We start from the raw sequence: 12738 nt of genomic DNA on the forward strand, positions 1-12738 counted from the left end.
CGCTGCATAGTGAATGAATTGCGCAAGCGCAATTCGAATTCCGGCGCAAGCGCCGGAATGGAATTCCGTAAACGGAATTCCGAAAGGAAGTCAATTCACGCAAGCGCGAATTGGAGGCACCCGCGCAAGCGCGGTCGCCCAGGCTGGCAGCAAGAGGCGGTGCATCGCGCGGGGGCCTGTGTAACCACTGGGAATCACAGCCACCTCCCCCGCAACAGAAGTGACGGACTGTCGGTCCGACAGGTGCCGGCCTCACCCGCAGTGACGGGCCCCGCTGCGCTCCCCCCACTCCCGAATCTGCCACTGCATGGTTCGCGAATATCCTGCCAGGCTACACTGAAACTCGCCGCGACGAGGTAGGGTTCGACGGTGTATCACTTCTGACGGGTGAAAGTCCATTCAAGATGGATGCATCATGATTATGCACTGTGTAGAGTTTGGTATCAGACAGCACCACCCCTGGACCTCTCAACCGCTCCTGGTTTTTCCCTTTCTGATTGCGCATCGTATTCCGCGAAAAGGAGAGCACGGGAATGTCCGTGAAACTGCGTGACCACCAGATCGAGGCCGTCTCCGCCATTGTGCGCGGTCTCGACATCCCGCAGGGCGGCATTCCCCTTCCATGGCCTGCGCGGGCAGGTGCACGCAGCCCGTGGCACGGGGAAGGCAATCATTGCGGCGGCGTCGGCAAAGCGGCTTGTGCCCAAGGAGCGCGTTCTCGTACTGGTGCCGACGCTGGATCTTCTGGCGCAGACGAATCCAATAGAGCAGACCCATGGCAGTTTCTATGTGCGCCGAACTGCGCTCGGAGCATATGGGGCGCCAGACATGGCGCACGCCCTGTGCAGCGACCCACCAATAGGGACAGTGCGTTCTGCTAGGTGGCGATTAGCTGGCTAGCAGATTTCAACGGGCCTGACCTGCTGCAACGGATGAGGTCGTCGTCTCCCACCGATGCCGGGGTGGTCCTAGACGTTGACGCCGAAGTCCTGCGCGATACCGACCAGGCCGGAGGCGTAACCCTGGCCCACCGCGCGGAACTTCCACTCCGCGCCGTTGCGGTACAGCTCGCCGAAGACCATCGCCGTCTCCGTCGCCGTCGCCGCGTCCTCGGAGAGGTCGTAGCGGGCGATCTCCGCGCCGCCGGCCTGGTTCACGATGCGGATGTACGCGTTGCGGGCCTGGCCGAAGTTCTGCGAGCGGAACTCCCGCTCCGCGACGTTTCGGCGATGCCAGCCAATCGGTCGACGTACCGGGCCAGGCCTATGAACTCGCCAGCCGTATCCATGACCAGTACGCGGTCACCTTCGGTCCGACGCATCCGCACAAGATCACCCCTGGATGAACCTGGCGGTGCTCCTGCGGCTCAACAGCGAACCGGCGAAGGTCCGCGGGATCGACGAGGTGGTGCTGCGCCTGCTGAACGCACGGCTCGGCGACCTCCATCCGCTGACCTTGGTGTGCGCGACCAATCTGGCGAGTGATCGCTAGGCGCTTACCGAGACCCGCGCCCATACGAGCCTTCGGGCACGGGAGGACGGGCTCGTGGAGGGCGGAAGGCAGCTGTCGAGGGTCAACATCTCCACGGTGTAGTGGGCCCTGGAACTGCTGGAGAAGCTCCAGCTGGTCGGCCATGCGCATCTCGGGCGCCGGGTCTTCCCCTCACCGAGGACCAATGTGGTCTCCGCGCTCTCAAGCAGGTCGTGAAGGAGCGACGTGATCCACTCCTCGTCGACCTCGCAGTCACCGGTGCCAAGGTCGCCGGCAAGGTGGTCAACTTCCGCAGCAGAGAGTCTGCTGACCGCTGCCACCCCGGTCAAGGCGAAAACTCCGTGGAACAGGCCCAGAGCGGGGCGGGGATCGCTGCGCCACGAGGCATAGTGCACGGTCGAGTCGTCGCGGCCGTGAGCGTCCCGCTTCTCGACCAGCGGCGTCAGGAGTAGAAGTGCGTTGAGTTCTAGATGCCTTGCTTCATGAACCAGGAAAGCGGCGGTAGCACGAACGTCCCGGCACAGGACCGAGGTCAGGCACAGCGCCTCGATCTCCACATCAAAGCTGACGACCTTCTCGTTCTCCAGGACGTGCACGAGGTCGTTGAGCGCGTCGATGTTCGTGGTCTCGGCTGTGAGACCGCTGGGGCGCGCTGGCGCGCCTTGAGCAGGCTCATCGGCTCTTGACTGGCGTCAGGAGCCCTCGAAGGTGCCGGGAGATCGAGTCGGGGGCGAAGAAGGAGCACACCTGGAGCAGTTCAAGGGAAGCCGCCAACGGCGCCCGGCCAGCCGACTGTTCGGTGCCCCCCGAGAGCTGCCGCTCTCGTACTCACGGCGTCTGGGGGGGCCGTTCTTCGTCCGGAACAGGGTCTTGCGAGTGATGACCACGATCCGCTCGTAGTCATCACGTGCCGCACCGGTTGGGTCGACATGCAGAAGGGTGGGGTCGGGCCACGTTGGCGTGGTCCGACCCCACCCTCAGGGAGCGCGTCACCCTGAACTGCCCTTGTCAGGCGCTAGTTTCAGGGTTTGGGGCGCAGCTTCGACAGCCCTCTGATCGCCCCGTACCCGAGTGCGGCGAGGCCCGCAGCGGCACCGGCGGCCAGCCACTGGCTGTCGACGAACTGCCAGACGCCGGTACCGGTCAGGGCCACCTGACCCACACCAACGAGGGTCTGTGCGCCGGTGATCAGCCGGTTCTTGGTGCGGCGGCCGGACTCCTCGCGTTCCGTGCACTTCGCGCACGGAGCCGGCGGTCCCGCGTATGGGATCACTGAAGCTGTCATGGGTCTCTCTCTTGCTTGGTGTTGTGACGACGGACTTGGTTCTTCGAGTACATACGCGTGGGGCCGACGTCTGACGCAGAGCAGGGTTGTCAGGTGGAAGGTCGGCACCGCGGCGGTGCTCCACGGATGTTACTGCCGCCGCCTCCTCGGAGGGCAACGGACGGTCAAGCACCCGGGCCACACCGTAGCCGACTCGGTGGACACGAAGGGGCTTACCTACCCTGTATTACGTGATGTGGAGAGACTGCCGTCCCGTGGCGATTGTTTAGCCACCCTAAGCATCATGTTCCAACAAGGTTCTCTCCCGGATCGCGCATTCGTAAGTTTTCGGGATACATCATTGAGGAAGCGCGATGTACGGACGCCCTGTCGACTCAGACGAACTCTTACGGGAATTTAGCAGTTATTTAAATTTTTCCCGGCTATCTTCATCGCAACCTATTTCGGAATTCTGCTGATGGGTTTTCAGGAACGCAGAGGCAGCCATAGCCGATCGAAGAGGCGTACCGAAATGCGGAAATTGTCATGTTCAACCCGAGTTGGCTAGCGCGCTCTCGGCCTACCAGGAACCGTCCTGCCTCGTACGAGCCAGCGAGGGCGGTACCCTGCCTGAGGAGCTCTCTTCGTTTGTTGTTGTGACGACGGCAGGCAAGCAGTGCTCACGCGGAGGGCCCCGGTTGGAGCAGCGCTGTGGAAGGCGCCATCCACCGGGGCCTCTGCTCCCTCTGTAGCGCCACCGCGATCCCGGTGCGCCCGGGTCGCTGCTGCTCAGCCAGCCCCATAGGGCCACATCACCACAACAGCCCACCTGCTGCCGTCATGGCAGTCACTCAACGACGCTCGTCCCGCAGCTGAGCCATCTCTTCACACCTGCCAGCCGCCGTGGAGCCGGGCGGTGCCGCAGCAGTCGGCGACCAAACGCTACAACTTCGATCCATCCTTCAGAAGATGATCCTATGTTGGGACCATCCGAGGACAACTTAGTTGGAGTTGGTAGCCAACTCTGTCTGAGACCGTGTTTGAGATCTACGTCGATCGTGGGTGGAGGGGTGTTCTAACCTCTGCGGGTGAGCGATGCGCGGGTCCCCTTCGTCGGCGACTTTAGAGAACTTGAACAGGGCAGCCCAGACGGGCCGTCGCTGCGGTACGCGATCAAGACCGAGGCGTCAGTGAACGCTCATGAGCTGGTCGAATACCTGCGATCCGGTGCCCTGCTCGCTGCGACGACCACCCTGGCGCGTGATGTTCTCAGCCCTGACAAGGCTGTGATCGGAGGGCTGCACCTGCTGACCGACGGGCACTGGCTTTGGTACTCGGACCTGGCCCACTACGTCGAGCATTACCACGTGACACTCGACCCACAGTTCATCGCGCACGCGCAAGCCAACAGCTGGACGGTTCCACAGCTCGATGACGCGGAGCTGCTTGCCTTGCAGGCTGTGCTTCTCGGTGACGATGTGGACTGAGCCGGTTGCCTACACGCCAGGCGTCTGTCCCGCTGCCGAGACCCTGGTGAGCGGTCGGCGACCCGGACGCGCGGTAGGACCTGTGCGCGTGAGCCGGCGCACCATGATGCCGATCATCGCCCAACGAATCATGGTCTCCGAGTGGGCAGGGCTGGCTTCGTAGTCGCGGGCCAGGCGCCGGTGGGCGGTGAGCCAGGAAAGAGTGCGTTCCACCGCCCACCGCTTCGGTTGTACCTGGAACCCTCGCTGATCGGGATCCTTGCGAACGACCTCCACCTCGCGGCCCAGGATGTGCGCGGCCCAGTTGACCAGGCGGCCGGCGAAGCCCTGGTCCGCCCAGATCTTCCGGATGCTCGGATGGTCAAGGCGAGTCCACAGCAACGGGCGCCTGCCCCCATCGCGGTCCTGAACATTCGCCGCGACGACATGGACGGCCAAGAGCAGACCGAGGGTATCGGTGACGATGAACCGCTTACGACCCTTGACCTTCTTGCCCGCGTCAAAGCCTCTCGTGGCGGCCGGCACGGTATCGGCGGTGCGGACCGACTGTGAGTCGATCAGCCCTGCACTCGGCTCAGGGTTGCGGCCATCGGCCTCGCGGACCTGGTCGCGCAGGGCGTCGTGGATCCGCTCGACCGTGCCGTCGTCGTACCACCAGGTGAAGTACCACTACACAGTGGGCCAGGGCGCGAACAGGCCCTCACCCGTGTCTTCGACGTCCTCACCCCCGACGAGCGGCACACCGTCCTCGCCACCGGCATCAACCGCCTCCTCGCCAGCCGCGCCCGCCGCAACGGCACCGTCCCCGACACCCTCTTCGTCGCCGACGACGGGACCTTCCATCTGATCCAGCCCAAGCACTACCGCCACACCGCCCCGCCCGGCCTCGCCGCCGTACTACAGGCCCAGCACGCATAGACACCCGCTGGCGCACGAGCAACACCGCCCCGGTACCCCGCCGCCGGATCGCCCCTGATCGCGGCGACGGCGACCGCACGCAGTCGACTACCTGCGCGCACAGCCGTAACAGCGCCTCTCCACCGGGCGGGCCCACGCACGACGAACCGCTGACCGTCATACGAGCGGGAGCAACGCCAGCACCGTCGTACGACCACTCAGACCCGGGCGAGGGCCCGGGCCGAGGCTCCCTTCAAGCTCGTGCTCGTGACCGGCCGCGCCCGGCACCGGCACCGCGGTGGGCCGGGCTCCGGTGCCGGGCGCGGCTCACCGGCGGGCGGCGGCGCCGAGGTCGCCGACGTTGACCAGCGCCGTCCTCAACTCCCTCACCCCGCGCGGGCGTTCGCCGGGGGGCAGGACGGTTGCGGCGTCCAGTAGGACGCGGGCGTGGCGTCGTACGGCCGTCTCCTGCCATGTCCCGGGCGCCCGGGCGACCAGCAGCGCGGCCAGGAGCAGGGCGTCGGGACGATCGGGGTGGGCCGCGGCGCGCTCGGCGACGAGATCAGCATCGGTCAGGGGCGGGGAGTGCCCGGCGCTCGCCCGCATCAACTCCAGCCACACCGCCTCCTCGACCGCCGCGTCGGCGAGGGCGCCCGCACCGGCCAGCGCGCCGGGCGGGAGGCCGGCCGCGAGCGCGGCCCGCCATAGCGCCACCGCCACCTCCACCCGGCCGGCGGCCGGCGGGACAGGGACGCCGTCGACCGCGCGCGGAACGCGGCCGCCGACCGCCTCCAGCAGCCGGGAGACCGCGGCGGCGCCCTCGTCGGTGCCGCCGGCCAACTCGGTCCACAGGGCGGCCGGATCACCCAGGACCGTCGGGTCGTCCAGGAGGGCGTGCGCGAGGTGCCCGTCGGCTCCGGGCATCTGCGCGCGCAGCGCGGCCAGGAGCTCGGCGCGGTCCAGAGCGGCGAGCAGCAGCCGGTCGTACGGTCCCCAGCGCAGCCACGAGGCGGCCGGCGAGGTCCGGCCGGGCTCGATCCCGAACAGGGCGGTGCGGTGGGCGGCCGTGAACGCGGGCGCGTACCGGTGCAGGGCCGGCAGGTGCACCCCGACCGCGGTGGCCAGCGCCTCCTGGCCGGCGTGTGCAGCAAGAACGGCCGCGACCGTGTCCAGGACGTCCTCGGGCATCTCGCCGGCGGTACGGGCCCGGTGGACGGCGTACTCCAACAGCGCGCCTAGCGCCCGGACTTCCGGATCTGACCCCACCAGCACCGGCGCCGTCGCCTCCCCTGCGGCTGCCGGAGCAGCGGCGCCCGGGCCGCCGGCCGGGGCCGGAGCAGCGGCAACCGAGGTGGTGGTGTCGTCCTTGGTCTCCGCGGCGGGGGCGGGGGCCCCGGCGGGGCGGGTGAGTGGGGCGAGCTGTGTCTGCACGTACGCCACGGCGTCCTTCTCCTGGTCACCGGGGAGGCCGTCGGCGCGCCAGGCGGCGGTGAGCAGGTCGGCCAGCGCCTGGTCGGCGAAGAACGCTCCGGCGTGCCGGCGCCGTACGCCGTCGGAGCCGACGGCGGGGTCGATCTCGCCGAGGCCGCGGCGCAGGCCGAGCGCCGCGGCGACGGCCGGCGGCAGCGCACCGTCCGGGAAGGCGCCGCGCCGGTCGGCGTGGGCGGCGGCCGCGGCGAGGTAGAACGCGGCGAGCTCCGGCAGCTTGAGGGCGTCCAGGACGGCGGGCACGTCGCTCGTCCAGGCGGCCGGATCGGCGGCGACGAGGCGGTGCAGCACCATCGCGTACCCGTCGTCGCCGGCGTCCTCGGCGCCGGCCAGCGCGGTCGCGGCCGCCACCGGTCCCAGCCCGGCCAGCTCCTCCTCGCCCAGGACGGTGGTGGCTGTCACCGGCTCCAGCACGGCGCCGGCCCGCGGGTCCCCCGGGCCCTCGGGGCTGAGGCGTTTCACCGCGTCCAGCACCGGCTCCCAGCCCGCCAGCACCACCGCCGTCAGGACGGGCGACCACTCCCACACCCGCAGCCACGAGGCGAGCGGCTCGACGCTCCCCTCGACCTTCTCGCCACCGTCGGGCACCACCTCCGCGACCATGTCGGCCGACGGCGGCGTGCCGAGCGCCGTACGGACGTGCTCCTCCAGCCGCGCGGCATCCTCCGGCGAGCAGGCGCGCAGCACGAGCTCGACGAGGCGGGCCGTCTCCGGCGCGGGCTCGCCGGCCACCAGCTGGGGGACGAGCCCGATCGCCTCCTGCCACCACTCGCCGGCGCCCGCCGCGGCATCCGCCGGCGGCTGGTGGGCCAGATGCTCGGCGAGGAGACGGTCGTGCAGCCGGGCGTCGACGGCGGCCAGCCGCCGCAGCGCGCGGGTGCGCACGGCCAGGTCCACACCGGCGTCCGCGTCCGCCGCGGCGACATCGAGCACGGCGCGCGCCAGCCGCGGCCCGCCGAACGCCGCGGTGTCACCGACGTGCACCCGGTCCAGGTCGGCGTGGAAGACGACTGTCCGGGCCGCCTCGGCGGTCAACTCGACATCCAGTGCGAGGAGTTTGGCCAGGACCACCCGGACGGCGCCGACGTTGCGGTGCGCGGGGCCGGGGCGGCCGGGCGGGTAGGCGGTGCGCGCCAACTCCCGTACCAGCATGGCGACGTCGTGGTCGGGCAGACGGGACGCGGCCTCCACGGCGAGCAGTTCCCGCATCTCCTCCTCGGCCACCACCCAGTCTGCACCCGCACCATCACCCATCGCGCCCTCGACGCCCTCGTCGACGCCGTCGAGGAGGCCGGCGGCCCGCATCTGGGTCTTCACCCGCCCGGCGACCGCATCGAGCGCCAGGTGGCCGGTGTGCTCGTCCTCGACCGCGCCGGCCAGCAGTCCCTCCACCACGCCGATCCACTGCCCCGCCCGCTCGGCGCGCGGGACCGCGCGGGCCCACCGCGCGGCCAGGCGCAGCGTCGCCCCCACCGCCGGACCGCCCCCGTCCCGGACCACCGGGCCGGCCAGCAGGGTCTGGAGCTGGGCGGCGTCGACGGCGTCCCAGTGGCGCACGGCCAGGCCCAGCAGCGCGTCCAGGGCGAGACGGCCGGCGGCGGCGATCTGCTGAACCCGCAGGACACCAGGAGCACCCTTGCCGGCCGGTTCGCTCAGCCAGGCGCGGACGGCATCTGGGTCGGCGCCGGCGACGTGGTCGAGGAACCAGGAGGCCGGCCACCGCCCGCCGGCCTCCTGGTCCGGCAGCAGCAGGTGCGGCGCGTGCTCCTGTAGCACGCCCAGCCACGCCGGCGCCGGCGTGGAGCGGAAGAAGTAGTCCGTGGCGCGCAGGTCCCACCAGCGGGCGAGCTCGGCCGCCTCGGCCGTACCCGGGCCCTCAAGCGCGGCGAGCTGAAGGACCCGGGCAGCGCGCTCCGGCAGCGGCACCAGCAACTCGCGCGCCGCGCCGAGGAGTTCGGTGTAGAGGAGGACGGCGTCACCGGGGCCGGCCGCCCGGCCGTGCAGGATGCCCGACGCCAGCCCGTAGACCTTCCCCCACACATCCAGCGCCTTCTGCTGCGCCCCGCCCAGCGTGACGCCCGTCTGCCGCTCGATGATGCCGCGGGCCCGCCTCCGGTGGTAGCCACCCGGGTGCTCCAGCTCGCCGCGCAGCACCTCGGCCGCCGCCGTCACTCGCTCCCACACCGCGCCCACCGCCGGCGGCGGGTCCTGTGGATCACCGGAGCCGGTGCCGGCAGCACCCGTCCCGGAGGCCGGCGCCTCCTGGCCGGCGACCTCGCCGGGCGGGCCGGTCTCCGCGGCGGCCGGCGTCCCGACAGCGTCCACCGCGGCCAACAGGTCCTTCGCCGCGCCCTTCAGGCCCACCGACTCCGGGGCCCCGGGCAGTTCCAGGAGCGTGTCCGCCGCGGACCGCACACAGGCCGCGGCCACCTCCTCCGGCCGTACCAAACCCTCCCCGGTCAGCACCCGGTGGGCATCCCGCAGCAGCCCCAACGCCCGTTCACCCGCCTCCCCCTGCACCGTCAGGGCCTCCGCAAGGACGTCGTCGACCTCAGACAGCACGCTCGCGCCCACCGGCGCCACCTCGTCGCTCACCGCAGCACCGTAGACCCGTCGGCCACCGCCCCCGCACCGATATCGAAGATCCTCGCCCGACCTGCCGCTCCTTTCACCAGCACCGGCAGAGATCAGCGCTCGCCGGTCGGCCGGCAGGCGGCGCGGGCGCGTTGCACCGGTTCCGCGACCGGGGGCGGGTATGTGCAAGGGCCGACCCTGCGGTTGGGGGCCGGCCCTTGTGTCCGCGGGCATGGGTGACCGTGTGCTGCGGGGTGTCCCTGTCGCGTCGGTTTGCGGCCAGTAGCGGGTCAGGGAACCGGTCGTCGGCGCGGCGTCGAGGCCGGACCGACGACCGCTTTGCCACGTAACGGTCCGCAGACCGTCATGAGCGGGAGCCGGTTATGGCGGCCGGCCCGCTCTGCGAGCGTGGGGTCTTCTCCCCCACCTTCTTCACCTCGATGGTGCGCGGGTCCACAGCTTCGCCGGGGGCGCCTTCGCGGTAGAGGCCGCCGGGGAGGCTGTCGCGGTCGTGCGGGAGGAGGAAGAAGACGCGCCGCTTGTACAGGCCGCTGTCGGGGTCGGGTTCGGCCTGGTCGTCGAGGAGGGCGTAGCCGACCATGCGTCCGTCGCGTGCGTAAGGGGGTTTGGTGTTGCGGCGGCGGGTCTTGTCGAGGGCCTGGCGGACGTAGTCGAGGTGTTCGGGGTCTTCCAGCCACACGACGTGTTCTTCGTGGGTGAGATCGCCCTCGGTCAGTAGCGAGCTCATGGCTGTAGCCCCTCCTTCGTCTGCGGGGCCCGATCGCGGCCCGCCACGTGGTGTGGTGAGCCGCCCGCTGCCGGATGTGGCCCTGCGGCTCCATGGTAAGTCGGGCGGATGCGGGTGGGTAGGCACTGCCGGGCCCGCCGGTTGTCTTCGCCGGTGTGCGGCAGTTCGCCGCAGTGGCGCGGGAGTTGGTTCATGACGGGGCATCCAGCAGGGCGAGGCCGGGGTAGTACTTGCGGCCGTTGGATTTGATCATGTCTGCGGGTGAGGCGAGGCCGACTTCCTGCCGGACGCGGGTGGCGAAGGCGCGGGTGCCGGCTGGGCGGATGCCCTCGCCGGTGCTGCACCAGGAGGCGTAGGCGGCGTACAGCAGCCCCTGCTCGACGCGGAGGTCGGGCTGGGCCTCGGTGTCGCGGGTGCAGCACTCGGTGAGGAAACGGCCGATGTGGTCCTCGGTGTTGGCGTACGCGCTCGTGGCGATACGGACGCGGTCGGGGCCTTCGAGGTTGTCCCGGGTGGTGAGGTAGCGGCGGGCGCCCTCGATGAGCCACTGCAGGATGCCGGGCCCTTCGTCGCGGACGAGTTCGAGCGCCAGGTTGTCGATCTTGCGGTGGTCGGGGACGGTCCGCTCGAAAGGCAGCAGGCGGATGCGCCGCCAGAACGCGAACCCGCCGGTGGAGACCTCCGGGCGGTGGTTGCCCAGCAGCCACAGGTGGTGAGTGGGGCTGAAGGAGAAGTAGTCCTGCCGCATCCTGCGCGCTTTGATCTTGTCTCCGCCGGTCAGGAGCCTGACGCGGGCCTCGTCGAACTTGTCGTTGGGCTTGAGCTCGCTGCAGACGATGAGCCGGCGGCCGTGGAGCTCGGTGAGTTCCGTGGAGTGCTCGGAGAACGCGCCGCGGTCCATGAGGAAGCCGGGCGGCGCGGCGTCGGCGTAGTCGCCCAGGATCTGGATCATGGCGTCGAGGAGGACGCTCTTGCCGTTCTTGCCGTGTCCGTGGAGGAAGGGCAGGACCTGGGCGCCGACGTCGCCGGTGATGGAGTAGCCGAGCAGCAGGTGCAGGAAGTCGATCATTTCCTGGCCTTCGGCGTCGTCGCCGAAGGTGTCGTGCAGGAAGCGGTGCCAGCGGGGGGTCTCGGTCTGCTGGGGGGCGACGCTGGTGGCGCGGGAGTGGAAGTCGCGGGTCGGGTCGGGTTTGCGCAGCAGGCCGGTTTGCAGGTCGACGACGCCGGCGGGGGTGCACAGGGCGTAGGGGTCGCCGTCGAGGGTGTCGGGGTCGACGGACAGGTCCGGGGAGGCCTTGGCCTGGGTGAGGAGGGCCCTCATGCCGGTGGTCGACAGGGTGCGCTTCTTGTGGTGGTGGAGATCGCGGTCGCTGAACAAGCCGCTGGGGTCGGTGTCGGGCATGTCCTCGGCCATCTCGCCGGCGGCCCACAGGGCGGCCTTCTCGCCGCCGGTGCGCTTCCAGCGGTAGCCGTCCCAGGAGAACCAGCCCAGGCCTTCGACATGGCGGAACTGATCGCGGTAGAGCTTGACGAACAGTTTGGCGTTGCCGCGGTCGGTGAGTGTTCCGGGCAGTGGGGCCGACAGTGCCCAGGACGGCGTCGGCGGGGCGAGGGAGGAGGCGTGGGCCTGGGCGGGCAGCGCAGGCGGCTGCTGGTCCGGCTGTTCGAGGTCCAGCATCTGCTGGGCAGCGGCGGTGGCGTCGAAGCGCGGCGTCTCGGCGCTGCTCATGAACGTCCTTCGAGGTGGAGCGGGCGGGCGGACCCGGCGGCGAGGGCGTCGTCGATGATGCGTTCGTTGCGGGCACTCTGCCAGGGCCGCGCGGTCTCGGCGGCCTCGCGCAGCAGGGCGCGCGAGGCGCCTTCGTCGAGGTGGCCGGCGGCCGCGAGTCCCCCGGCGGTGTAGGCGGCCTTGTTGAGCTTCTCGGTGAAGGCGGCGCCCTCGGGCGTGGCCGCGCACTCGGCGACCTCGAGCAGCAGCGGGTCCAGGACGCGGTGCGCGCGGACCGGGGTCCGGGAGCGGCGGCTGCGCGGGATCGCGGGCCGGGCGGCGGCCGCCGCCGGTCGCCGGATTGTGTGTCCGGTTCGCACGAGTTCTTCGCCCAGCCACTCGGGCAGCGGCGCGGGGAGATGGGAGGACCCTTCCCGCAGGTAAGTGCCGTGCGTGGTACGGGTGGTGGGAGCGACGATGTAGCCGCCGTCGGCCCGCACGTCGACCTGCCAGGCCAACGCGGTCTTCGTGCTGGACCCGGTCGAGCAACGAAACCGAATGGCCGGGTGAGGGTTCAGGTACCAGACGTGCAGGCCGCCGGAGGGGGTACGCACGCGCAGTGTGCTGTCGTCCTGCGCCGGGCTGGGCTGGCCACGCAGTGCGGCAAGGAGCGCCAGAGTGTCGAAGCCGGAAGCCAGGCCATCCAGATTCACGGAGTCGTGGATGGCGATACCCGGCAAGAGCCGACTGCGGTCCGGGACGGATGCGGCGTGCGCGTCGATATCGATGACGATGAGGTCGGCTCCGCCACAGGCCACACCGACGCCCCAGGAAGGGTGATCGGACCACCAGGCGTCGATGCGCGCCGTGCTGGTCGTCGCGGCGTGGAATCCGTGGCAGGGGCGGCCCGCGGGGAGGCAGACGCACCCCGAGGGAGAGTGGTGCTTGTCCTTGCAGGCCGGGCAGTTGGCGGCGGGTGTCTTGCGTCCCGCCGCCAAGGGGTGGACCGGCCAGCCCTGTTCGGCACACCAGCGGGCCACAGCGTGGGATGTGGCCGCCCGCGCAGCGGCGGCGGGCACTC

Annotated in this window: 10 protein-coding genes and 2 pseudogenes; 4 read left to right on the plus strand and 8 right to left on the minus strand. The window is 70.3% G+C overall.

What is annotated here, in order from left to right:
• Positions 1-639 precede the first annotated feature (639 nt).
• Positions 640-900, plus strand: coding sequence for a DEAD/DEAH box helicase family protein (locus tag OG714_RS54195; protein WP_331731933.1), 261 nt, complete (start codon positions 640-642; stop codon positions 898-900).
• Positions 901-968: 68 nt separating this feature from the next.
• Here OG714_RS54195 and OG714_RS54200 read toward each other — a convergent pair.
• Positions 969-1208: pseudogene (locus OG714_RS54200) on the minus strand (TerD family protein); the annotation flags it as partial.
• A gap of 133 nt (positions 1209-1341) precedes the next feature.
• Here OG714_RS54200 and OG714_RS54205 point away from each other — a divergent pair.
• Entirely contained in the window at positions 1342-1491 is a 150-nt protein-coding gene (locus OG714_RS54205) for a hypothetical protein (protein WP_331731936.1), read from the plus strand.
• Here OG714_RS54205 and OG714_RS54210 read toward each other — a convergent pair.
• Both OG714_RS54210 and OG714_RS54215 read right to left on the minus strand, forming a co-directional pair.
• The gene (locus tag OG714_RS54210) at positions 1488-2087 is read right to left on the minus strand and encodes an aKG-HExxH-type peptide beta-hydroxylase (protein ID WP_331731939.1); all 600 of its coding nucleotides are present in this window, start codon (positions 2085-2087) and stop codon (positions 1488-1490) included. The two genes, OG714_RS54205 and OG714_RS54210, sit on opposite strands and share 4 nt — an antisense overlap.
• A gap of 425 nt (positions 2088-2512) precedes the next feature.
• A complete protein-coding gene (locus OG714_RS54215) occupies positions 2513-2776 on the minus strand; it encodes a hypothetical protein (RefSeq protein WP_331731942.1) in 264 nt (87 codons plus the stop codon).
• 1067 nt (positions 2777-3843) lie between these two features.
• On the opposite strand from OG714_RS54215, the gene OG714_RS54220 reads away from it, so the two are divergent.
• The gene (locus OG714_RS54220; RefSeq protein ID WP_331731945.1) at positions 3844-4242 is read left to right on the plus strand and encodes a hypothetical protein; all 399 of its coding nucleotides are present in this window, start codon (positions 3844-3846) and stop codon (positions 4240-4242) included.
• 9 nt (positions 4243-4251) lie between these two features.
• Here the strand turns inward: OG714_RS54220 and OG714_RS54225 are convergent.
• Positions 4252-4935 (minus strand): annotated as a pseudogene (locus tag OG714_RS54225) (IS5 family transposase); the annotation flags it as partial.
• Between OG714_RS54225 and OG714_RS54230 the strand changes: the two are divergent.
• Positions 4864-5160 carry a hypothetical protein gene (locus OG714_RS54230; protein WP_331732725.1) on the plus strand — a complete coding sequence of 99 codons (297 nt, stop codon included), beginning with the start codon at positions 4864-4866 and terminating at the stop codon, positions 5158-5160. The pseudogene OG714_RS54225 and the gene OG714_RS54230 overlap by 72 nt on opposite strands.
• A gap of 306 nt (positions 5161-5466) precedes the next feature.
• On the opposite strand, the gene OG714_RS54235 is transcribed toward OG714_RS54230, so the two are convergent.
• The 4 genes from OG714_RS54235 to OG714_RS54250 form a co-directional block, all read right to left on the minus strand.
• Positions 5467-9222, minus strand: coding sequence for a hypothetical protein (locus OG714_RS54235; RefSeq protein WP_331731948.1), 3756 nt, complete (start codon positions 9220-9222; stop codon positions 5467-5469).
• Positions 9223-9565: 343 nt separating this feature from the next.
• Entirely contained in the window at positions 9566-9949 is a 384-nt protein-coding gene (locus OG714_RS54240) for a DUF6009 family protein (protein ID WP_331731950.1), read from the minus strand.
• A 190-nt stretch (positions 9950-10139) separates the two neighbouring features.
• Complete coding sequence (locus OG714_RS54245; RefSeq protein WP_331731952.1) at positions 10140-11678, minus strand: phage/plasmid primase, P4 family; 1539 nt, start codon at positions 11676-11678, stop codon at positions 10140-10142.
• The gene (locus tag OG714_RS54250) at positions 11675-12697 is read right to left on the minus strand and encodes a bifunctional DNA primase/polymerase (protein WP_406132327.1); all 1023 of its coding nucleotides are present in this window, start codon (positions 12695-12697) and stop codon (positions 11675-11677) included. Before OG714_RS54250 ends, OG714_RS54245 begins: the two co-directional genes overlap by 4 nt.
• Positions 12698-12738: the final 41 nt, after the last annotated feature.

This window comes from Streptomyces sp. NBC_00989, assembly GCF_045162655.1.
Taxonomy (GTDB): Bacteria; Actinomycetota; Actinomycetes; order Streptomycetales; family Streptomycetaceae; genus Streptomyces.